Origin of the sequence: Bauldia sp., assembly GCF_020442045.1 — a bacterium.
GTDB lineage: Bacteria > Pseudomonadota > Alphaproteobacteria > Rhizobiales > Kaistiaceae > Bauldia.
Genome location: NZ_JAGRLA010000086.1, coordinates 1 through 21,079 on the forward strand (window position 1 = coordinate 1; position 21,079 = coordinate 21,079).

The 21,079-nt window shown below is 65.0% G+C and carries 20 protein-coding genes; 15 read left to right on the forward strand and 5 right to left on the reverse strand.

Annotated features, from left to right (window positions below):
- The coding region (locus KDJ86_RS09695) for an ATP-dependent nuclease (RefSeq protein ID WP_291745073.1) at positions 1–994 on the forward strand (994 nt) is incomplete at its 5' end.
- A 222-nt stretch (positions 995–1,216) separates the two neighbouring features.
- On the opposite strand, the gene KDJ86_RS09700 is transcribed toward KDJ86_RS09695, so the two are convergent.
- Entirely contained in the window at positions 1,217–2,167 is a 951-nt protein-coding gene (locus KDJ86_RS09700) for an alpha/beta fold hydrolase (protein WP_291745075.1), read from the reverse strand.
- 255 nt (positions 2,168–2,422) lie between these two features.
- On the opposite strand from KDJ86_RS09700, the gene KDJ86_RS09705 reads away from it, so the two are divergent.
- The 4 genes from KDJ86_RS09705 (at position 2,423) to KDJ86_RS09720 (ending at position 5,550) form a co-directional block, all read left to right on the forward strand.
- On the forward strand, positions 2,423–2,896 hold the full coding sequence (locus KDJ86_RS09705) for a hypothetical protein (RefSeq protein ID WP_291745078.1): 474 nt from the start codon (positions 2,423–2,425) through the stop codon (positions 2,894–2,896).
- A gap of 31 nt (positions 2,897–2,927) precedes the next feature.
- On the forward strand, positions 2,928–3,740 hold the full coding sequence (locus KDJ86_RS09710) for a cyclase family protein (RefSeq protein WP_291745080.1): 813 nt from the start codon (positions 2,928–2,930) through the stop codon (positions 3,738–3,740).
- Positions 3,741–3,857: 117 nt separating this feature from the next.
- Positions 3,858–4,826, forward strand: coding sequence for a D-2-hydroxyacid dehydrogenase (locus KDJ86_RS09715; RefSeq protein ID WP_291745081.1), 969 nt, complete (start codon positions 3,858–3,860; stop codon positions 4,824–4,826).
- Between the two features lie 88 nt (positions 4,827–4,914).
- Positions 4,915–5,550, forward strand: a complete 636-nt coding sequence (locus KDJ86_RS09720; protein WP_291745082.1) for a hypothetical protein — start codon at positions 4,915–4,917, stop codon at positions 5,548–5,550.
- Between the two features lie 47 nt (positions 5,551–5,597).
- On the opposite strand, the gene KDJ86_RS09725 is transcribed toward KDJ86_RS09720, so the two are convergent.
- Together KDJ86_RS09725 and rpsU are read right to left on the reverse strand one after the other, a co-directional pair.
- Positions 5,598–5,882, reverse strand: a complete 285-nt coding sequence (locus KDJ86_RS09725; RefSeq protein WP_291745083.1) for a hypothetical protein — start codon at positions 5,880–5,882, stop codon at positions 5,598–5,600.
- Between the two features lie 150 nt (positions 5,883–6,032).
- Positions 6,033–6,287 (reverse strand): 30S ribosomal protein S21, encoded by a 255-nt coding sequence (gene rpsU / locus KDJ86_RS09730; protein WP_291745084.1) that lies wholly within the window; start codon positions 6,285–6,287, stop codon positions 6,033–6,035.
- A gap of 298 nt (positions 6,288–6,585) precedes the next feature.
- On the opposite strand from rpsU, the gene KDJ86_RS09735 reads away from it, so the two are divergent.
- From KDJ86_RS09735 to KDJ86_RS09755, 5 genes are all read left to right on the forward strand, one after another.
- Complete coding sequence (locus KDJ86_RS09735) at positions 6,586–6,786, forward strand: hypothetical protein (protein WP_291745086.1); 201 nt, start codon at positions 6,586–6,588, stop codon at positions 6,784–6,786.
- 127 nt (positions 6,787–6,913) lie between these two features.
- The gene (locus tag KDJ86_RS09740) at positions 6,914–7,372 is read left to right on the forward strand and encodes an SH3 domain-containing protein (RefSeq protein ID WP_291745087.1); all 459 of its coding nucleotides are present in this window, start codon (positions 6,914–6,916) and stop codon (positions 7,370–7,372) included.
- Positions 7,373–7,393: 21 nt separating this feature from the next.
- On the forward strand, positions 7,394–7,828 hold the full coding sequence (locus KDJ86_RS09745; protein ID WP_291745089.1) for a hypothetical protein: 435 nt from the start codon (positions 7,394–7,396) through the stop codon (positions 7,826–7,828).
- Between the two features lie 224 nt (positions 7,829–8,052).
- Positions 8,053–9,192 carry an aq_1923 C-terminal domain gene (locus KDJ86_RS09750; RefSeq protein WP_291745091.1) on the forward strand — a complete coding sequence of 380 codons (1,140 nt, stop codon included), beginning with the start codon at positions 8,053–8,055 and terminating at the stop codon, positions 9,190–9,192.
- A gap of 84 nt (positions 9,193–9,276) precedes the next feature.
- The gene (locus tag KDJ86_RS09755) at positions 9,277–11,400 is read left to right on the forward strand and encodes an aq_1923 C-terminal domain (protein WP_291745093.1); all 2,124 of its coding nucleotides are present in this window, start codon (positions 9,277–9,279) and stop codon (positions 11,398–11,400) included.
- Between the two features lie 24 nt (positions 11,401–11,424).
- Here the strand turns inward: KDJ86_RS09755 and aspS are convergent, their stop codons facing one another.
- Positions 11,425–13,215, reverse strand: coding sequence for an aspartate--tRNA ligase (gene aspS, locus KDJ86_RS09760; protein WP_291745095.1), 1,791 nt, complete (start codon positions 13,213–13,215; stop codon positions 11,425–11,427).
- Between the two features lie 368 nt (positions 13,216–13,583).
- On the opposite strand from aspS, the gene rnd reads away from it, so the two are divergent.
- The 5 genes from rnd to KDJ86_RS09785 all read left to right on the forward strand — a co-directional run bounded on the left by rnd (position 13,584) and on the right by KDJ86_RS09785 (position 19,547).
- Positions 13,584–14,759, forward strand: a complete 1,176-nt coding sequence (gene rnd, locus KDJ86_RS09765; protein WP_291745096.1) for a ribonuclease D — start codon at positions 13,584–13,586, stop codon at positions 14,757–14,759.
- Between the two features lie 16 nt (positions 14,760–14,775).
- The gene (locus KDJ86_RS09770; protein ID WP_291745098.1) at positions 14,776–15,771 is read left to right on the forward strand and encodes a TIGR00341 family protein; all 996 of its coding nucleotides are present in this window, start codon (positions 14,776–14,778) and stop codon (positions 15,769–15,771) included.
- Between the two features lie 175 nt (positions 15,772–15,946).
- The gene (locus tag KDJ86_RS09775) at positions 15,947–16,975 is read left to right on the forward strand and encodes a sugar ABC transporter substrate-binding protein (protein WP_291745100.1); all 1,029 of its coding nucleotides are present in this window, start codon (positions 15,947–15,949) and stop codon (positions 16,973–16,975) included.
- A 27-nt stretch (positions 16,976–17,002) separates the two neighbouring features.
- Complete coding sequence (locus KDJ86_RS09780) at positions 17,003–18,505, forward strand: sugar ABC transporter ATP-binding protein (RefSeq protein ID WP_291745101.1); 1,503 nt, start codon at positions 17,003–17,005, stop codon at positions 18,503–18,505.
- Positions 18,506–18,518: 13 nt separating this feature from the next.
- The gene (locus KDJ86_RS09785) at positions 18,519–19,547 is read left to right on the forward strand and encodes an ABC transporter permease (RefSeq protein ID WP_291745103.1); all 1,029 of its coding nucleotides are present in this window, start codon (positions 18,519–18,521) and stop codon (positions 19,545–19,547) included.
- Between the two features lie 43 nt (positions 19,548–19,590).
- On the opposite strand, the gene ppx is transcribed toward KDJ86_RS09785, so the two are convergent.
- Positions 19,591–21,075 (reverse strand): exopolyphosphatase, encoded by a 1,485-nt coding sequence (gene ppx, locus KDJ86_RS09790; protein WP_291745105.1) that lies wholly within the window; start codon positions 21,073–21,075, stop codon positions 19,591–19,593.
- Positions 21,076–21,079: the final 4 nt, after the last annotated feature.

Below are 21,079 nucleotides of genomic sequence, written 5' to 3' on the forward strand. Positions count from 1 at the left end.
ACTCTCCCAGCGGGAGCGCTTGGAGGATATATGCCGCTTCATGGAGTATGTTTTAGAAAAGAAAAAAATAGAAATTGCGATACCAACAAATAGACTTACCGTTATTGTGACAATCGACGGCGTACCTCGACCACTGTCGAGTCTGGGCACAGGCGTCGAACAGTCTCTGATGATTGGCCTTGCGTCATTCAGTTTTTCCAAAAAGTTCGTCCTAATCGACGAATTGGAACTTCATTTTCACCCTAGAGCACAAAAGCGAATAATTTCCTATCTGAACGAAGTCGACGATACGCACTTTATAGTCGCCACCCACTCGGCGGCTTGTTTAGACGCCGTCGAAAGCGATATCCTTAAAATATCCGAACACGAGGGCGAGAGTGTTGCTTCGAATGTACAAACAAATGGTGAACGCTATCGGGCGGTGCGGGATCTCGGACATTCTCCGAGTGAATTGATTCAAACAAGGTATGCAATTTGGGTTGAGGGTCCATCGGATCGCATTTATTTGAATCATTGGATTAAGATGATCGACTCGGGCTTGAAGGAAGGAATAGATTATTCGATCTTATTTTATGGCGGCAGAATCTTGAGCCATCATGGCTTTGATGATGTCGAGAATGACTTGGTGAAAGCCGTATCCTTCTCTCGAGATTTTGCTGTGTTAATCGATAGTGATCGGGACGCCCCAAAAGGGCGGCTGGGCAAAACAAAACGTCGTGTGGAAGAGGAGATAGTTAACGCCGGCGGATTTTGTTGGATCACACAAGGCAGGGAAATCGAGAATTACATACCGGAGTCTCTTCTGACACAGTTGTCTTGTAGGTTCGCTGGGACTTCCAAGAAATGGACGCGGTATCAACGAATTCTTGAGTCCAAAAAGACGGATAAAGTCGAGTACGCGAGGGTAGCCTGCGAGGGGGAATGGACTGAATGGACGTTGGACCTGAAAACTCAAGTCAATAAGCTTGTTCGCTTTATTCGAGCAGCCCGATAGATAGCCGCTCTTGCGGTTGAGGAAGCACGTAGTCAGACTGGCGAAGCCTAATCCTCCGACTTATCGATAAGGGGGCCAATCCGCCCGCCGCTATTTCCAAACGCTCAATAGCGCGTAGGGCGGATTAGCGGAGCGTAATCCGCCGCTAACCGGCAATCGGGCCAATCCGGCTTCCGCTATTTTCGACGGCCAATGGCGGGTTACGCCTTCGGCTAACCCGCCCTACTTCCCCTCGACCGCCTCGGCCCAGCTCGTCGCGCCGCTCCTGCCGTCGAGAAACGGCAGCGTCGTATGGGCCAGCGCCGGCGCGGCGAACATCTCGTAGTGGGTGAGGTCGGGCAGGATCGCCAGGCGGTTCTGCGCCATGTTCTCGCGCATCCAGCCGGCGTCGCGGAGGCCGCCGCCGAGCAGGTGGTAGAATTCCACGATATGCTCCGGCCGGATCATGTCGCTGTCGCCGTAGACCAGCATCACCGGCATCTTCAGCGTCTTCACGTCGTCGGCCCAGTCGTAGGGCTGGCGCATGTAGGCGCCCATGGCGTCGAGCAGCCTCGGGAAATCCTCCGGATGCGGCGCCACCGCGATGTACGACTTGTACATCGGCGTCTCCTTCATCATCTCGGCCATGCCGGCGCCGACCGCCGCCTGCTGGGGCAGCATCTCCGGAAAGAACCCGTCCTGCGCGAAAGGCGCCGACACGATCGCCAGCCGCCGGACCGTGTCGGGGTGCTGCACCGCCAGCCGCAGGGCGACGCCGCCGCCGAGCGAATAGCCGAGCACATCCACCTCGCCGTAGCCGAGCGCATCGAGGATGGTCGCCATGTCGTCGCCCATGTCGATCAGGCTGATCGGCCGGTTGCCGAGCTCGGTGCGGCCGTGGCCCTGAAGATCGACGGCGATCACCTGGCGATGGCCGGTGAAGATCGGCATGAGCAACTGGAACATGTCGATCGAACCGAGCCCGCCATGGAGCAGGAGCAGCGGCTCGCCCTGCCCGCGGATCTCGTAATAGTAGCTGATGCCGCCGGCCTCGACATGGCCGGACCTGTCGGGGGCTGTCGCGGCCGGCGTCGGGGTCTGCGTCTCCGTCTTTCCTTCTTCGGCTTGCGTCAGGGCCGGGGCGGCAAGCATTGCCGCGGTCAGGACGATGGCGGTCAGGGCGCTTCGGATCATTCTCGGTCTCCTTCGTCTGCCGGCGTGCGGACTGCCGGGCCTGTGATATCCTCACGACGCGCGACCGGCCGCGCATTCGACAGGGCATGCGGAAAAAAACCGTTGCGCCGCGAAGCAGGGCCGCACACCAAGCATTGACCATCGGCCGCCCTCCGGGTTGCAAGCCGCGGACGAAACGGCCGATAGTCGGGTCTCGCGATTGCCTCGTTCCGTCGATTTTTCCCGCGATGCCGTCGCCCGGACTTGGAGAGACCGATGTACCGAGCCGCCGCGATCGCCGTCTCCCTCGTCGCCACCGTGGCGACAGCCCGCGCCGCCGACAATACGCCCCTCGACACCGCCGCCGGCGGCGATCGCTACGTCTTCTCGATGAGCGCGGCGTCGGGCACGTTCTCGGGCGAGACGCTGACCCTGAAGACCGTGCCCGTCGTGGTCTATTTCGCCGAGCGCCCGCAACGGACCTCCGGCCAGATGGACCTGAAGGCGTTTGTCGACCTGTGGAGCAAGGGGGCCGACAGCTTCAAGGACGATCCGCCGAATGCCGAACTCTCCATCTATCGCGCCGGCGGCAACACCCATTCGGTCCTGATCGTCGAGTCGCCGACGGTCGAGGGCGATGCCATCTCCTTCAACGTCGTCATTCTCGACGACGCGATCCCCAGGCTGTTCAAGAACGCGACGCTGTTCATCGACGGACTGGGAATGATAGAGCCGTCGGGCCAGAACTGACCCGCGCGGTTCACTGACAGAGGTCGTCGACATGAAGCCGGTTTCATTGCTCTTCACGGCCATTGGCGTGAGCGCCGCCTGCCTCGTCCTTCCGGCCCCCGGCGCGCTGGCGGCCGAGATGTCGCTCGCCGATGCCTATGCGGTGATCGCGACGAAGCCCAAGGTCGACCTCACCCACAGCTTCGGGGTCGACACCCCGGTCTGGGAGGGCTTCGGCCAGGCGACGATGTCGGCGGCTTCCGATCCGGTCACCCACCGGCCCTACACGATCGCTGAGGACGGCTTCCGCACCATCTTCTATTCGCTGGTCGGCCAGTACGGGACGCATGTCGATCCGCCGGCGCATTTCGATCCCGACGGGACCACCATGGACAACATCCCGCTCGACCAGATGATCCTGCCGCTCGTCGTGCTCGACGACACGAAGTACCTCGCGGACGATCCCGCCCACGCCTTTTCGGTCGCCGACCTGGCGGCCTGGGAGAAGGAGCACGGGCCGGTGCCGGCCGGGGCCTTCGCGGCGCTTCGTACCGACATGTACAAGGACTGGGACACGAACCCGGAGCGGTTCAAGCGCCATCCCTTCCCGGCCTGGTCGCTCGACGTCATCAAGCTCCTGTTCGAGGAGCGCCACGTGACCGCGATCGGACACGAGGCCCTCGACACCGACATCACCGACACGATGGAGTCGGAGACCTGGCTTCTCAGGAACGGCCACTACCAGATCGAGGTGATGGCCAATCTCGATCAAGTGCCGGAGACCGGCGCGGTCATCGTCGTCACCTGGCCGAAGGTCGAGAATGGTTTCGGCTTCCCGGCGCGGGCCTTCGCCATCCTGCCCTGAGCCTTGCCCGCCCATTGAACAACCCTGCCGAACCATGGAGTATCCGGGTGGCCGCCTCCTCCCGGCCCTGACCACACGCCCGATCGTCCCCGACCGAATAACCGGACCTCTCTCCCCATGCCACCATCGACCATCCTCGTGATCTCCAAACCGGGGGCCGGCTTCCTCCGCCTCCTCGACCGGCTCCCCCCGGAGGCCGAGTGCGTTGTCGGCATCCGGCCGGAGGATTTCGCGGGCCGCGCGACCGAGGCCGGCGTCCTGCTCAACTGCATGGAGCCGCTCGAGATCTTCCGCGAGGTCTTCCTCATGGCGCCGAACCTCAAGTGGGTGCACTCGATGTCGGCCGGCGTCGAGAATTCCCTCTTCCCCGAGCTGATCGAGAGCCCGGTGCCGCTCACCAATGGGCGCGGCGTGTTCAGCCGATCGCTCGGCGAATTCGCCATCCTCGGCGCGCTGTTCTTCGCCAAGAAGGTCGGCGACATGCGGGCCCAGCAGGTCGCGCATCGCTGGGGCGACATGGAGGTCGAGGAACTCCACGGCAAGACCATGGGGATCGTCAGCTACGGCAGCATCGGCCAGGCAACGGCGGCACTCGCCAACGCCTTCGGCATGACGGTCTGGGCCCATCGCCGCCGCCCCGAGCTCTGCGCCGGGGATCCGCTGGTCGCGCGCGCCTTCGGGCCGGACGGCCTTCGCGACCTGCTTGCCGGGTCGGATTATGTCGTGGTCTGCTCCCCGTTGACACCCGAGACCCGGGGCTTCCTCGGCAAGGCCGAGATCGCCGCCATGAAACCTTCCGCGGTCTTCATCAATGTCGGTCGCGGCGCGGTGGTCGACGAGGCGGCGCTGGCCGAAGCGCTCGCGGAAAAACGGATTCGCGGTGCCGCCCTCGACGTCTTCGCAACCGAGCCGCTTCCAGCCGAAAGCCCGCTCTGGGATCTCGACAACGTCCTCGTCTCGCCGCACAGCGCCGACCACACGCCGGGCTGGATCGACGCGGCGATGCTGAAATTCGTCGAGAATTTCGAGCGCTACGCCGCCGGCGAGCCGTTGCTCAACCTGGTCGACAAGCGGGCCGGCTACTGAGCGCCAGTGCCGAATCACGCCTGCTTTGCGCAACCTCTGCGAGAATGATAGATTCCCCTACCTCGCAGACAGCGAATGGGGGCAGATGATGCGTGGATACGCCATGTCGTCGGAGCGGCCGCTTCCGTCCCGCAAGGGTGACGATACGCCCGTCGAAGAAACGCTCCGGACAGCTATCGAGAAGGCGACCGGGGTCAGCGCGGCCATCAAGAGCATCCAGCTCTACTACATCCGCCAGACCAACGGCGACGTCGACGGCCACAAGGTCGTCTACTACTTCGAGCCCGAGTTCATCTACGCGATCGACATCGGAAAGCCGAGACTGGCGCTGGTGACGCTTCCCTATCAGGTGCCGACGATCAAGGAAGGCTGGGACTACCGGACGATCGGGCGCGGCGACGGCGAATTCCCGGAATTCAGCGAAGCGGCCGTCTTCAGCGGTGCCGGCTACAAGGAGGTCGATATCCTTTATGGCGCGGCGCCGGGCGAGCTGCTGATCGGCGCCGAGGAAGGCGTGTCCGAGGACAAGCTCAGGGCCGCGCTCGCCGGCTATGTCACCGATCTCACCAACGAAGGCATCTACTACCGCTGCAAGGTGAAGCCATTCGACGAACCGGCCGTCGCCGCGGCGATCATGGCGGAAGTCGACGCCGTCCGTTACGCGGAACTGAACGGGCAGATCCGCGACGTCAGCGGCCCGTGGTGGGTCGACCGGGTCTTATAGGCGTCGGCGATCTCGGAGCTGACCCGCCTGTCGGGCCGACCGGCGGGTCAGAGATGCCCCATCATTCGCAGCAGCCGTTCGGCGGCGAAGATCAGGCCGAAGACGACGACGATGATTCCGGCCCATTTCTTGGCCGACTGGCCGCGCGGCGGCCTGGCCGGCTTGTCGCGCCGGGTGGCCATCCAGTCGTCGACATCCTGCCGCTCGACCCAGCTCCGCGCCGCGGCGAGCTTGTCCTTGTGCCAGCGCCGCAGCACAAGCTCGTTGCGCACCCGGGCAATCCCCAGCTTGCGGAATTCGTCGCGGTATCTGTCGGCGGATGGATCGGTCACGGCGCGGACACTACACCCGGCCTCGCCCGTCCGGCGAGGGCCAAAGGGTCGCGGATTGCGATGTCAGGACACCGGGCCGTGGTCCGGCGGCGTTCGGTCGGCGACGACGGACCCGTGGGCGCGCGCAGGCCCCTGGCGAAGCGGCCCGCCTCAGCGGCCGCCGCGGCCGCCCGCGCCCATGACGCGCTTCTTCGGCGCCGGGAGAAGGCCTTCGCGCTGGGCCTGCTTGCGGACCAGCTTGCGGGCCCGGCGGATCGCCTCGCCCTTTTCGCGCGCCCGCTTTTCGGACGGCTTTTCGTAGAATCGCTTCCGCTTCAGCTCGCGAAAAACGCCCTCGCGCTGCATCTTCTTCTTGAGGACCTTCATCGCCTGGTCGACATTGTTGTCGCGCACGAATATCTGCAACAGACGTTCCTTTCGGTCGGCCGCGCCTGGCGGCCAGTGATTGATTTGACCTCTTGATGCCCGGTTTGCCGCAGGTACAGCAAACCGCCGCGGAGTGGCTTTCTGGCCGCCGCCCCGCTTCGGACACCGTTTTCTGGCGCCGTATGTAACCGGATCGCGGTGATTTTGCCAGTACCGGCCGAAGAAAATTTGGGGCCCGTACCGGCGCGCACTATATGTTTTGTCGCGTGACTGGAACGCGGCGGAACGGACCTCCGCCCGCCCACGTGCCATCAGCCTGATCGAAAGGAATCGGACCATGCATGCCGATGACGATCGAAAGAACGAGAGAGACCCCTCCCCGCCCGCCGGCAAGCGCCCCGACGAGGAAGTCGTTCCGCCGCCACCGGTCCGGCCCGCGGGTCCGGATTCGATGCGCGATCCACCGAAGGAATGGGACGAGGTCGACGAGGATTCCGACGAATCCTTCCCGGCCAGCGACCCTTCGGCGAAGTATTGATCCGAACCGCCCGGTAAGCGGCGGTTAACCGAGAACCGACTTCAGCCGGCCATTCGGGCCGCCGTTGGCGGCTTGGCAACTTCCGGCGGCTAGCCTCCGCCACGATATCCGACAGGAGGAAGGGCCAATGTTGCTGCGTTCCCTTTTCGTCGCCGCGATCCTGGCGCTTGGCGTCGCCCCCGAGACCGCGCAGGCGTGGTCGAGCAATACCAGGACGAACCTGATCATCCGCAACGGTCCCGGCACCGGCTACGGGCGGCTGACCGTCATTCCGGCCGGCGACACGGTCGAGGTCTATCGCTGCGCCGGCTGGTGCGAGGTCTATTACAAGGGCCATCGCGGCTGGGTGTTCGGCGAATATCTCGGTTACGCGCCGCTGACCCAGACCCTGAACGTATCGCCTGTCGGCACCCGCCACGGCACCAGGCTGAAACCGGTCTATGTCCCGCCGCAGGCCGCCTATCTCGCCTCCGCCCCGATCCGCTCGCCGAGCGAGGAGCGGGTCGACTGGTATGCCGGGCGCGCCATGTATTTCAACGGCCGGTATGTCGACAGGCCCGACGTCTTCTTCGTCTACGGCCGGTAGGACCGGACCGGGCGGACCGCGATGAGGCTCCTGGCCCCCTTGCTCTTCGCCCTGGCGGCCGGCCCGATGGCCGCCGCCGCGGCCGACGGCCCGGAAGGCATCGGCTTCGCGCAGGCCGAGGAAGGCACCTGGTGGTGCCGAGGCGGCGACGCCGGTGAGACCCTCGCCTGCGCGCGATCCAAATGCACCGACGAGTCGGGCGGTCAGGAATGCTTCCCGACGCGCTGGTGCTTCCCGGCCGGCTGGTCGGGGCTGATGGTCGCCTGGCTGCCGGAATTCCATTCAACCCACGTTGTCTGCGGCATGCCGGGCGAGGCGGCGACGCGGGCGGCACTCAGGGCGATCTGCGAAAATACGCCCGAATTCACCCGTTGCGACCTGATGCGCCTCATCGATCCGGAGGGGACCGAGCAGGAGATCGACGAATCGATCGAGCCGCGTCGGCCGACCGAGTGATCGGTCGATACAAGCTTCCGGAATCCCGGCGGCGGTGTGACAAAGGTCACAATGGCCGATCCTCCAAAGCCCGCAAACACTTGGTTTAACGGGAAACTTGTCGGTGAAGGCGAGCGGTTTCCGGCCTTGCCCTTGCCACTAACTCCGGCGAATATGCCGGCCGATCGGCGCCCGGTGGCATTTCTGGACTGGCGCCTGCCTTTTGTCCCCCCAAGGAGGTGTCAATGTCCCTCAAACTGTCTTCCCTCGCCCTCGGTGGCGCCGCGCTCTGCTTCGCGCTTGGCGCGACCCAGGCTTTCGCGGCCGATGCGACGGCCATCGCCGATGCCCTCGTTGCCGCCATGCAGTCGGGCGACAACACGACCGCCAAATATGAAGGCGCCACCGCGATCGGCGACGACGTGACGGTCACCGGCTTTACCGCCACCAACCCGAATGGCGGCGTCATCACCATCCCGACCATCACCATCGCCAATGCCCAGCCGCGCGATCCGGGCGGCTTCACCGCCAGCGCCATGACCTTCGACAACGGCAAGGTCGTCGACAGCGACACCAACGTCACCTGGCAGATGGGCTCGCTCAAGGACGCAACCGTCCCGTCGCCCGCCGAGATCAAGGCCAAGGCCCATATCCGTCCCTTCAGCGAAGTCACGCTCACCGGGTTGTCGATTTTGGGCAGCGACATGCCCGCCGCGCTCGACATCGGATCGCTCGGCGTCGCCATCGACATCGACGACAAGGGCAATCCGCGCGACTTCGACATGAAGGTCGCGTCGATCAGCATTCCCCCGGAGGTCTTCGCCGCGGACCCGCAGCAGAAGGCGATCCTTGACGAACTCGGCTATACCGACGGCTTCACGGTCAACCTCAATGTCGCCGGCGCCTATGAGACCGAAGGCGATGTCCTGACGCTGCGCGGATTCACGCTTGATACCGTCGACGTTGGCAAGCTGGCGATCGCCGGCAAGTTCAACGGCGTCTCGCTCGGCGACATCATGCAGGGCAAGGATCCCGGTGACGCCGGCAAGGACGGCGCCCTTGAGAACCTGAGCATCCGCTTCGACAATGCCGGTGTCGTCGAGCGTGTCCTCGACATGCAGGCCAAGATGATGGGCGTCCAGCGCCAGGATGTCGTCACCCAGTTCGCCGGTGCCCTGCCGTTCATGCTGAACTTCATCGGCAATCCGGCCTTCCAGGACAAGGTGGCCAAGGCCGGCGCAGCGTTCCTCAACGACCCCAAGTCGATCTCCATCACCGTGTCGCCGGCGCAGCCGGTCAAGTTCGTGGAGATCATGGGCACCGCCAACCAGGCGCCGCAGACCCTTCCCGACATGCTTGCGGTCGACGTGGTTGCCAATAACTGATGCTGACGCGGTCCCGGTCTCCGAAGGAGGCCGGGACCTTTCTGCCAAGGGGGTGCCGCTACCCCTTCAGAGAGTGATTCGATGATGTCGCGATACCGCCTCGCCCTTGCCGGGGCTCTTCTGCTTCTTCCCCAGATCGCGGTCGCGGAGGAACCGGTCGAGACCGCGCTGCGCGAAAAGGTGGCGGCCATCGATGCCCTGCCCGACTGGTCGGCCAGCTACGGCTGGCTGAACTACGATCCGTCGACCGACACGGCGACCCTGATCGATTTCGTCGCCCGCACCGAGACCCTCGGCACCGAAATCTCGATCGCCAAGCTGACGGTCGACGGCTATTCGGCGTCGCCCGACGGCAGCTTCACGGTCAAGTCGGTGCTCGCCGACGGGGGCGTGGTGAAGCTTGGCTTCGCCACCATCGAAATCGGCGACCTCGGCATCGAAAACCTCTTCGTCCCGTTGATGGATGAGGTGGCCTTCGTGCCGAGCAAGCCCCTCACCTCGATGGTCAAGCTCTACGGCGAAGCCCTCAAGGCGCGGTTCGATCGCGCCCGCGTCGGCTCGGTCGCCGTGGTCGAGACGCTCGACGGCGTCGAGACCCGCATCACCTACGACCACCTTCGCCTCGACGGTTTCGGGGACGGCAAGCTGGCGTCGATGCGCGCCGGCCCGATCCGCATGGAATCCCCGTCCCCCCAGGGCCTGGTCAACACCACGATCGGCAGTATCGAGGGCAGCGACATGGACCTCGCCGCCTTTGTCCGGGTCTACGATCCCGATCTCTACGCGGGTGGCGTCGGCGACATGGTCTGGCACCAGGGTATCGGTGTCGCTTCCTACAACGACGTCGAAATGGACATGACCGGTATCCGGCTGCTGATCGACAGCGTCGTCGTCGAGGATACCCGTGTCCGCCAGCCGCCGGTCCCCTTCGGTTTCTTCCTCGATTCGGTGATGGTCGCGCCGGACATGCCGGATGCGCTGGCGCAACAGCTCGCGCTCCGGCACCTGCCCGGCCTCCTCGGCTCGTGGTCATTCGGGCGGATCGGCGTCAACGGCTTCACCATCGATGCCACCGGCATCGACCGGTTCTCTTTCGACCATTTCTCGCTGACCGACGCTTCGGTCGACGGCCTCGGGGAAATCGCGATCGAAGGGCTCGAGGCCGCGATCCGCGGCCAGTTCGCGATGCGACTCGGCCGTTTCGCGATCGGCGACATGCCCTTCGGCGGAATCGATGGCCTGACGCGGCTGGTCGAGACGATCGGCAGGGGCCAGGATCCCGACCCCGAATCCTTCGCCCCAAAGGTCGGAAGCGTCGAGCTCGCGGGTCTCGAAGTCCAGACCCCGGACATCGACCGGATGAGCCTCGACCGGTTCTCCGTCGTGTCGTCGGACTATGTCGGCTACATCCCGTCCCGAACGAGGGCCGAGCTGGCCGGGCTCAAGATGCCCACCTCGGCCGTCGAAGACCGCCAGGCGCGCCAGCTCCTCGAGCGCTTCGGCTACGAGGAGCTTGATTTCAACCTCTTCGCCGACACCGAATGGGACCCGAACAGCGACGTATTAACCGTCAAGGATCTCAGCTTCGGCCTCAAGCAGGTCGGCAATGTCGCGCTTCATTTCGCTCTCGGCGGCCTGCCGATCGCCGCGTTTTCCGACGAAAAGGCGCTCGAGCAGGCCCTGCCGAACCTGACCCTTCTCAATGGCGAGGTGACCTTCACCGACGAGACCATCGTCGGCAACGCGCTGGTGCTCGCCGGAGAGCAGCTTGGCATGTCCGTGCCGCTCGAGATGTTTCGCAAGCAGTTTGCCGGCGCGATACCCTTCCTGATGTCGATCGCCACGGCCAGCGATCCGGCACTGGCGGCGCTGGTCCGGCAGTCCGGCCTGATGAAGGACCTGACGCCCGCGGTGGTCGAGCTGGTCGCGGCACCCGGCGGCTCGATCACCTTCACCGTCGACCCGCCGTCGCCCGTGAAGGTGATGAGCATTCCGGACGTGGTTTCGAAGACGCCGGAGAAGCTCGTCGATCTCCTCGGCCTCACCATCACCGGCAAGGCAGGCGAGCCGCCGGCTCCGCCGCCCGGACCTGAACCGGCAAACCCGGCTCCCGCCCCGGCACCGGGGGTCGAGGAAACGCCGGCGCCCGAGTCTCCGCCACCCGGCGCCTCGGAGCCTCCGGCGGCGACGCAGCAGCCGCCCAACTGATCGGGTGGAGACCGGCCGCCTGCCCTATTCGGGCAGGTTGAGCCGGATATGCAATTCGCCGAGCTGGCGGGCGCCAACCTCGGACGGCGCCCGCATCATCAGGTCCTCCGCCCGCTGGTTCATCGGGAAGAGCGTGACCTCGCGCAGGTTCTCCTCGCCGCAGAGCAGCATGACGATGCGGTCGATTCCCGGCGCGATGCCGCCATGCGGCGGCGCTCCATACTGAAGCGCGTTCAGCATCCCGCCGAACTTGTCGGTCAGCACCGACTCGTCGTGACCGGCGATGGCGAAGGCCTTCCTCATGATCTCCGGCTTGTGGTTCCGGATCGCGCCCGAGGAAAGCTCGATGCCGTTGCAGACGATGTCATACTGGATCGCCTTGATCGACAGGATGGTGTCGGTGTCGGACGGATCGAGCGCGAGGAAGGCCTCGTGGTCATAGTTCGGCATCGAGAAAGGATTGTGCGAGAACTCGACCTGCTTGAGGTCGTCATTCCACTCGTACATCGGAAAGTCGACGATCCAGCAGAAGGCGAAGGCATTCTCGTCGATCAGCTTGAGCTCCCGGCCGATCCGCTGCCGTGCCGTGCCGGCGAAGACATGGTGCTTGGCCGGATGGCCGCAGACGAAGAAGACCGCGTCGTTGTCGCCGAGGCGCAGCCTGTCGCGGATCGCCTCGGTCCGCTCCGGGCCGATATTCTTGGCGATCGGGCCGGCGCCCTCGCCGTCGTCGCGGAAGAAGATATAGCCGAGCCCCGGCTGGCCCTCTCCTTGCGCCCAGGAATTCATCCGGTCGCAGAAGGCCCGGCTGCCGCCGGTCGGCGCGGGGATCGCCCAGACCTCGACCGTCGGATCGGCGGCGATCTGGCTGGCGAAGACCTTGAATCCGGAATCGCGGAAATGCTCGGTGACGTCCGCCATTTCGATCGGGTTGCGGAGATCGGGCTTGTCCGAGCCGTATTTGGCGATCGCCTCGGCATAGGGGATGCGCGGAAAGCTCCCGCTGACCGTCCGCCCCTCGGCGAATTCGACGAAGAGGTCGCGCATCACCGGCTCGACCGCGTTGAAGACGTCCTCCTGCTCGACGAAGCTCATCTCGATATCGAGCTGGTAGAATTCGCCCGGCGAGCGGTCGGCGCGCGCATCCTCGTCCCGGAAACAGGGCGCGATCTGGAAGTAGCGGTCGAAGCCCGCGATCATGGTCAGCTGCTTGAACTGCTGGGGTGCCTGGGGCAGCGCGTAGAACTTGCCCGGATGGAGGCGAGACGGCACGAGGAAGTCGCGCGCGCCTTCCGGAGACGAGGCGGTCAGGATCGGTGTCTGGAACTCGAAGAAGCCCGCGTCGCGCATCCGGCGGCGGATCGATGAGATGATCTCCGACCGCTTCATGATGTTCTGGTGGAGCTTTTCGCGCCGGAGGTCGAGGAAGCGGTATTTGAGCCGCGTCTCCTCGGGATATTCCTGGTCGCCGAAGACCGGCAGCGGCAGCTCGCCCGCCTGTGACAGGACCTCGATCTCGCGGATGAAGACCTCGACCTCGCCGGTCGGCAGGTTGGGATTGATCGTCTCGGCGGTGCGCGCCTTCACCTCGCCGTCGATGCGGATCACCCATTCCGCGCGTACCATCTCGGCGAGCTTGAAGGCGGCGGAGTCAGGATCGGCGACGCATTGCGTCAGGCCATAGTGGTCCCTGAGGTCGATGAACAGCAGCCCGCCATGGTCGCGCACCCGGTGCACCCAGCCCGACACACGGACGGTTTCGCCGACATTGGCGGTGCGGAGATCGCCGCAGGTATGGGTCCGATAGCGGTGCATGGGGGTCCGTCGGTTTTGTTGAGAGAGACAGGCGGCCCGGCATTGCCGGCCGGCGCGAGAAAACGCATGCGCGCCCCGCGTTTGTCAAGCGTCGCACGACGAGGGAGGACACCCGCCGGCGGTTCGCCACCCGGTTCCAATGCCCCGCGACACGGAGACCGGGCGGAATCCCGTGACGAGGTCCTCACCGGCGACCTTGCCAACCGAATTCGGACCGACGGACATCGATATCGGAATCCCTAGCTATTCCTGATAGATCGCGCCGACAGCTCATGTCGTTTCTTGCCGACCGGCGAATTTGTCCCGGAATTGGTCGAAAGCACCGCGCGATTGGCGACAATCCCGGTCCGCTGGGTTATAGGAGTTCCATGTCAATCATCACCAAAACCGCCGATCTGGCGGCAGTCTGCAAGCGTTTGGCCAGGTTCGACTTCGTCACCGTCGACACCGAATTCATGCGGGAAACGACCTATTGGCCGAAACTCTGCGTCATCCAGATGGCGAGCCCCGAAGAAGCGGTCATCATTGACGCGCTGTCGCCGGATCTCGACCTTCTGCCATTCTTCGAGCTGATGAAGAATGAGGAAGTGATCAAAGTCTTTCATGCCGCGCGACAGGACATCGAGATCGTCTTCCACCTCGGCGGCCTGGTGCCTCACCCGGTCTTCGATACCCAGGTGGCGGCCATGGTCTGCGGCTTCGGCGATTCGATCAGCTACGACCAGCTCGTCCAGCGGGTGACCGGCGCCAGGCTGGACAAGTCCTCGCGGTTCACCGACTGGAGCCGGCGCCCGTTGACCGCGCGGCAGCAGGAATACGCCCTCGCCGACGTCACCCATCTCCGCGACGTGTTCAAGTCGCTTGCCGCGCGGCTTGAAAAGCAGGGCCGGACCGAATGGGTTCGGGAGGAAATGGAAATCCTGACCTCGCCGACAACCTACCAGATGGATCCGGGATCAGCCTGGAAACGGCTGAAGATGCGGGTAAGGAAGCCGATCGAGCTGGCGGTCCTGCAGGAGGTGGCGGCCTGGCGGGAACGGGAAGCCCAGTCGCGCGACGTACCCCGCGGCCGCGTCATCAAGGACGACGCCATCTACGAGATCGCCCAGCAACAGCCGGCTACCGCCGCGGCCCTCGGCCAGTTGCGGACAATTCCGAAAGGCTTCGAGCGATCGCGCGCGGCGGAGGACATTCTTGCCGCGGTCGACCGCGCCATGGCGACCCCGAAGGATGCCCTGCCCCGCGTGCCGAAGGCACGGCCGGCGACCAACGGCAGTGGCGCGGCGGTCGACCTGCTCAAGGTCCTGCTCAAGATGACCAGCGAGAACCACGGCGTCGCCGCCAAGGTCATCGCCACCGTCGACGATCTCGAGGCGATCGCATCCGACGACCAGGCCGACGTCCCGGCATTGCAGGGCTGGCGGCGGGAACTGTTCGGCGACAAGGCGCTCAAGCTCAAACGGGGCGACATGGCCCTGGCCGTCAGGCGCAACCAGGTCATCGCGATCGACGAATCGGGCGGCAACCGGGGCTCGCCGCGCTAGCCGACGGGGACCGCCCATGTCGCTACGCCTCATCCTGGCGATCTTCCCCGACCCGCTGGCCGAGCGGATTCGATCGGCGGCCGAGGGCTGCGAGCCGATCGACCTCAAGATCGAGGAAGGCGGCGACGACGGACTGCACACCGCCGAGATCGTCGTCTCGGCCGACAATTCGCAGAAGGTGCTCGATGCCCTGCAATCCTCGCTCGAAGGCGAGGACGGGTGGCGGATCAACGTGCTGCCGGTCGAGGCAACGTTGCCGCGCCTGTCGGAGGAGGAGGTCAAGCGGCAGGAGTCGAACCGATCGACTGCCGCGCGCGAGGAGCTCTACGAGGATGTCGCAAGCGGAGCGCGCGTCGACGAGAACTACATCGTCCTGACGTTGATTTCCGCGGTGGTCGCCGCCATCGGCCTCAACGAGGACAACGTCGCCGTGATCATCGGCGCCATGGTGATCGCGCCCCTGCTCGGCCCGAATCTCGCATTTTCGCTTGGCGCCGCCCTCGGCGATCTCACCCTGATGCGCCGGGCCGCCGTAACCTCGATCACCGGCGTCGCGATCACGCTTGCCCTGTCCGTGCTGGTCGGCCTCGTGGTGCCGGCGAACATGGAGAGCGCGGAACTGCTGAGGCGGACGCATGTCTGGTACGGCGACGTCGTCCTCGCTTTCGCCTCCGGCGTCGCCGCCTCCCTGTCGATCACCTCGCGGCTGGCGAGCACGCTGGTCGGCGTCATGGTCGCCGTTGCGCTGATGCCTCCGGCGGTCGCGGCCGGCTTCCTTGCCGGCGGCGGCAACTTCGCCAGTGCCTTCAGCGCCCTGATCCTGCTCGCCACCAACGTCGTCTGCCTCAACCTCAGCAGTCAGCTCGTCTTCATCTGGAAGGGCATACGGCCGCGGCGGTGGCTTGAGCGGCGTGCCGCGAAGAATGCCGTCCGCACCAATCTGGTCGTGCTGGGCGTCCTCGTGATCGTGCTGATAGCGATCATCTACGTGTGGACGCGCCTGTTTGAATAGGCTCGGCGGGCGGCCTGGTCCGCCTCATCTTGTCTCGCCCGGATGCTGGGGGTTGCCAGCGGACAAATCATACGACAATTTGTCCCTATCAATCGGAACCGGACCGACCCGATTCAAAAAGACGTTCCGAGAAAAGACGTTCCGAGAAGACGCTTACCAACCGGAGGAAACGAAAATGTCTGGAGATTTCGAGCTCGATTCGCAATCACGGCGCGAGTTTTTCAAGAAAGCCGGCGGTTCGGCCGCCGCCCTCGCCGCGCTTGCCGGCATGGGCGTGTCGCCCGCCATGGCCGAAGCCATGGTCGTCGGCATGTCCGAAAAGCCGCTGAAGGCGGCATTTTCCAACGCCGGCCTGCAAGCAACCTGGTGTGCCCAGGGCAAGGCCGCGGCCGAGTATTGGGGCAAGCTCTTCAACGTCGAGGTCACCTGGTTCGACGGTCAGCTTGACGCCGTGAAGCAGCGCGCCGCCATCGACAACATGGCCTCGCAGGACTGGGACTTCGTCGCCATCCAGGCCTTCGGCATCGGTACCCTTACCGCCCCGGTCAACAAGATGATCGAAAAGGGCATCCCGGTGATCGACCTCGACACGCTGATCGCGCCGCTCGACACGATCAACGTCCACACCTTCCTCGCCCCGGACAACGAGTTCATGGGTGCCTCGATGACCCAGGCTCTGGTCACCGCGATGGGCGGCAAGGGCACCATGGTCATGACCCAGGGCGCCCTCGGACATACCGGTGCGCAGGGCCGTGCCAAGGGCTTCGAGTCGGTGGTCAGCCAGTATCCGGACATCGAGGTCCTCGACACCCAGCCGGCCGACTGGGACGTATCCAAGGTCGCCCGCATCTGGGAGACGCTGCTCACCAAGTATCCGGTGATCAACGGCGCCTTCTTCCACAATGACGACATGGCGCTCGCCGCCTATGAGGTCATGAAGCGTCACAACCGGACCGAGACGCTGATCGGCGGCGTCGACGCCATGCCCCCGGCGATCGAGGCGGTGCTCGACGGCCGCATGCTCGGCACCGTCCGCAACCCGTCCTGCCGTATCCACGGCGGCGCGATCGTGGCCGGCGTGTCGGCGGTTGCCGGCGAGAAGACCGGCGACGGCATCCCGAAGAACATCGTCACCGACGGTCCGGTCGTCACCAAGGCGAATGGCGAAGGCATGCTGTGGATGGAAAGCCACTACCTCATCTAGGATATCCTCGGCATTTGAAGTCGTACGATGACTGAAAGCAGCGACACACCGCTGCTCGAAATGATCGACATCTCGAAGTCGTTTGGCGGCGTCCAGGCGCTTCGGGGTGTCGATTTTTCACTTCGGGCGGGCGAGATCCACGGCCTTGTCGGCGAGAATGGTGCCGGCAAATCGACGTTGATGAAAATCATCGCCGGCGTGCACCACGACTTCCAGGGCACGATGAAGCTCGACGGCAAGCCCGTCCGTTTCCGGTCCGCGCGCGATGCCCTCGACGCCGGCGTCGGCATGGTCCATCAGGAACTGAGCATCGTCCCGGACCTGACGGTCGCCGAGAACGTCTTTCTCGGCACGCAGCCGAAGACGCGCCTCGGCACGATCGACTGGCGGCGCATGGTCCGCGAATCCCGCGAGCACCTCGCCGGCCTCGGCATCCACGTCGACCCGACGACGATCATCGGCGAGTTGCCGATCGGCCTGCAGCAATTGATCGAGCTCGCCCGCGTCCTGTTTTCCGGCGCCCGCATCATCATTCTCGACGAGCCGACATCGGCGCTCTCGCCGCCCGAGGTCGAGCTCCTCTTCACCACCCTGCGACGTCTGCGCGACAGCGGCCGCAGCATGGTGTTCATCTCGCATTTCCTCGACGACATCCTCAGCATTTCGGACACCGTCACCATCTTCCGCAACGGTCAGAAAGTGATCACCTCGCCGGTCGCCGAGATCGACAAGCGCCAGGTGATCGAGCAGATGATCGGCATCGGCCATCGCGAGCTCGAGGAGAGCTATACCGGCGAGATCACGCTCGACACCCAGTTCGACGCACCCGTTATCATGGAGACCAGGGGCCTCAGCCACGAGCGGACCTTCCAGGACGTCTCGATGCAGGTGCGCGCCGGAGAGGTGCTCGGCATCTACGGCTTCATGGGCTGTGGCCAGATCGAGCTCGCGCGGGCGCTGTTCGGCAAGATCCGCGCCCAGGGCGTGCTGACCCTCGACGGCAAGCCGATCAAGCTGACCCGGACCTCGATCGCCCGGCAGGAGGGCATCGCCTACGTGCCGGAAAGCCGGCGCTCGATGCTCTTCCATCACGAGCCGCTCTACAAGAACATGTCGATCAGCATCCTGGAGCGGATTTCGCGGATGCTGCTCAAGCCGTCGTCGGAGCGCGAGATCGCCCGCGGCCATATCGACAACCTGCGCATCCGCACGCCCGGTCCGGACCAGCTGCTCGGCAACCTCTCCGGCGGCAACCAGCAGAAGGTGGCGCTCGCCAAGTGGCTGACCCATGCGCCCAAGGTCCTGATCCTGAGCGAGCCGACGCGCGGCATGGACGTCGGCGCGAAAGAGGATGTCGTGCGGATCGTCCGCGGCCTGCGCGACAAGGGAATCGCGGTAATCGTGGTTTCGACCGAGCCGGAGACGGTTCTGTCGCTGGCCGACCGGATCCTGGTGATGAAGAAGGGCGAGATCGTCCGCGAATTCGCCGGCGACACGGTCAGCAAGGACCGGCTGCTGGAAGCGGCCTGAGGGGGGAACTGGAATGTCGGATACGGGGACAGCAACGGCGCGGGCCGGCGGAGTCGGAGGCTGGGTACGCGGTCAGTTGCGCAACATCGCGCCCTTCGCGACGCTCCTCTTCCTGGTGATCTTCTTCAGCTTTGCCAGCGAATCCTTCTTCACCGTCGTCAACTTCGCCAACATCCTCAACCAGGTGTCGATCACCGCGATCATCGCGGTCGGCCTGACCTTCGTCATCCTGTGCGCCGAGATCGATCTTTCGGTCGCCGCGATCGCCAACGTCACCGGCATCGTCGTCGCCTTCTTCACGCTGCAGGAAAGCTACGTGAACATCGCCAACCTGCCGCTCCCCGGCCTGGTGGCGGTCCTGATCGCCCTCCTCATCTGCTTCGCGCTCGGAATGGTCACCGCCTTCGGCGTCACCTTCATCGGCATCCCATCCTTCATCATGACCCTCGCCATGATGCAGATCGCGGACGGCATGTCGGCGCTCTTCGTCCGCGGCCAGATCGCCTATGCGGTGCCGGATATCGTGCTGACCCTCGGCTCAGGCAGCATCTTCGGCGTCCCGTGGATCGTCATCGTCGCCGGGCTGTTCCTGCTCGTCGCCCATCTGGTGCTGACCTACACGCGCTTCGGCCGCTACGTCTACATGGTCGGCGGCAACCGCGAGGCGGCCGAATATTCCGGCGTCAACGTCAAGTTCATCATCGGCGCGGTGCTGGTGATCGGCGCGGTCTGCTCGGGCGTCGCCGGCATGCTCGGCGTCGCCTATTTCGGCAGCGCCCAGCAGAACGAGTTCACCACCTACCTGCTCGACGCGATCGCCGCGGTGGTGGTCGGCGGCACCAGCCTGTTCGGCGGCCGCGGCGGCATTCCCAACACCATCGTCGGGCTGTTCGTCCTCGGCGTCCTGAATAACGGCCTCGATCACGTCCAGATCGATCCGTTCCTCAAGATCCTGATCCGCGGCCTGATCCTGCTCGCCGCACTGGTGATCAATGTCTATGCCCAGCGGCTGAGGTCGCAGGCCGAAAACGCCGGCGACTGACCGGCCGACCACCAGGCGGTCCGGGCACGAGGGCCCGGGCCGGCTATTCGATGCCGATGATCGCTTCGAGGCCGGCGGTCTTGCCAAGCTGGGCGAGCCGGCGCTCGACCCGCGAGCCGCCGAGCGGCGCAAGGTCGTGCGGCAGGACGAGAACGAGCTTCTTCCCGTCACGTTCCAGGCGCGTCCGCGGCACCACGCCCGGCATCGAGCCGGAGATCAGGTTGGCGACCCTGAGCGTCGCCCCGAGCGCCCTCGCCCGCTCCATGTAGCGGGTCGGGGCGAGTTCGCGGATTCGCGGGCTCAGCGCCTCGTCGATCAGCCCCTCGTGGCGGTAGAAGCTCGCCAGGGCCAGATAGGCACGGCCGGGATGATCGACGCCGATGAAGGAGGCGTTGGCAATCAGGTTGAGGCTCTGCTCGCCCCGGTATTCCGGATGGACCCGCCAGCCGATGTCGGCGAGCAGACAGGCGGCATGCCTCAGCCGCGCCTCTTCCTCGGTCTCCTCCAGCCCGATCGCCTCGAAGGCCTGCGCCGCCCACGGCGCCAGTTCCGCGGCGTGACGCGGCGAGCGCGACCGGAGCCAGGCAAGTTCCTCGCAGGCGACGATCAGCGGGTCGCGCGCCTTCTGCTCCGGCGGGAGCAGGTCGTATAGGTGCCCCTCGCGGACGCCGAGCGCCGACATCACGACCCGCCTGGGCTTCATGAGCTTGATGACCTGCTCGAGCACCGCCGCGCCATGCGGAAGCAGCGGCCGGCGATTGCGCGACACCACCTCGATCGAGTCGAGGGAGTCGACGTCGCGGCGCACCACCATCCGGCAGAAGTCCACCGCCTCGCCCGCGTCGATGGAATATTGATGGGTGACATGCAGCGGGTAGCCTTTCTGCCGCATCTGCAGCCGCGCCAGCGAACGCCAGGTGCCGCCGATCGCGTAGAAGTCCCGCTTCTCCCCGTCCGGCAGCACCTTCGATTTCTCGAGCGCCTCGATGATCAGCTTCTCGGCCTTCTTGGTCGACCCTTGCGCGGCTTCCTGCAGGCGGAGACCTCCGAGCGGAAAGGTCTCGCCGGTGCCGACGACCTGATTCCGGACGTCGACCACTTCGAGGCTGCCGCCGCCGAGATCGCCGGCAACGCCGTCGGCCGCGTGGAAGCCCGATATGACGCCATAGGCGGTCAGCCGCGCCTCTTCCTTGCCGGAGAGCATCTGGATCGGCACGCCGGCGATCGCCTCGACCGCGGCGACGAATTCGGTGCCATTCGCCGCCTCACGCGGCGCGGCGGTGGCGAGCACATGAAGCTCGGAAACGCCGATCTGGTCGGCCAGCGCCCGATAGCGGCGCATCGCGGCGAGCGCCGAGGCCATCGCCGCGGGGTCCAGCCGTCCGGTCGCCTCGAGCCCGCGGGCAAGGCCGCAGAGCTCCTTCTCGTTGAAAAGCGGCGTGGCCGAGCGACACAGCCGTTCGTAGACGACAAGTCGCACCGAATTCGACCCGATATCGATGACGGCGATCGGGCCGGAACCGTTCAACCGG

Excerpts from the sequence above, each read along its gene's own strand:
- KDJ86_RS09770 (WP_291745098.1), top strand. The coding sequence starts at position 14,776 with ATGTCGCTACGCCTCATCCTGGCGATCTTCCCCGACCCGCTGGCCGAG.
- aspS (WP_291745095.1), bottom strand. The coding sequence starts at position 13,215 with ATGCACCGCTATCGGACCCATACCTGCGGCGATCTCCGCACCGCCAAT.
- rnd (WP_291745096.1), top strand. The coding sequence starts at position 13,584 with ATGTCAATCATCACCAAAACCGCCGATCTGGCGGCAGTCTGCAAGCGT.
- KDJ86_RS09775 (WP_291745100.1), top strand. The coding sequence starts at position 15,947 with ATGTCTGGAGATTTCGAGCTCGATTCGCAATCACGGCGCGAGTTTTTC.
- KDJ86_RS09740 (WP_291745087.1), top strand. The coding sequence starts at position 6,914 with ATGTTGCTGCGTTCCCTTTTCGTCGCCGCGATCCTGGCGCTTGGCGTC.
- KDJ86_RS09705 (WP_291745078.1), top strand. The coding sequence starts at position 2,423 with ATGTACCGAGCCGCCGCGATCGCCGTCTCCCTCGTCGCCACCGTGGCG.
- KDJ86_RS09780 (WP_291745101.1), top strand. The coding sequence starts at position 17,003 with ATGACTGAAAGCAGCGACACACCGCTGCTCGAAATGATCGACATCTCG.
- KDJ86_RS09715 (WP_291745081.1), top strand. The coding sequence starts at position 3,858 with ATGCCACCATCGACCATCCTCGTGATCTCCAAACCGGGGGCCGGCTTC.
- KDJ86_RS09745 (WP_291745089.1), top strand. The coding sequence starts at position 7,394 with ATGAGGCTCCTGGCCCCCTTGCTCTTCGCCCTGGCGGCCGGCCCGATG.
- KDJ86_RS09710 (WP_291745080.1), top strand. The coding sequence starts at position 2,928 with ATGAAGCCGGTTTCATTGCTCTTCACGGCCATTGGCGTGAGCGCCGCC.
- KDJ86_RS09750 (WP_291745091.1), top strand. The coding sequence starts at position 8,053 with ATGTCCCTCAAACTGTCTTCCCTCGCCCTCGGTGGCGCCGCGCTCTGC.
- KDJ86_RS09700 (WP_291745075.1), bottom strand. The coding sequence starts at position 2,167 with ATGATCCGAAGCGCCCTGACCGCCATCGTCCTGACCGCGGCAATGCTT.
- KDJ86_RS09755 (WP_291745093.1), top strand. The coding sequence starts at position 9,277 with ATGTCGCGATACCGCCTCGCCCTTGCCGGGGCTCTTCTGCTTCTTCCC.
- KDJ86_RS09720 (WP_291745082.1), top strand. The coding sequence starts at position 4,915 with ATGCGTGGATACGCCATGTCGTCGGAGCGGCCGCTTCCGTCCCGCAAG.
- KDJ86_RS09735 (WP_291745086.1), top strand. The coding sequence starts at position 6,586 with ATGCATGCCGATGACGATCGAAAGAACGAGAGAGACCCCTCCCCGCCC.
- KDJ86_RS09785 (WP_291745103.1), top strand. The coding sequence starts at position 18,519 with ATGTCGGATACGGGGACAGCAACGGCGCGGGCCGGCGGAGTCGGAGGC.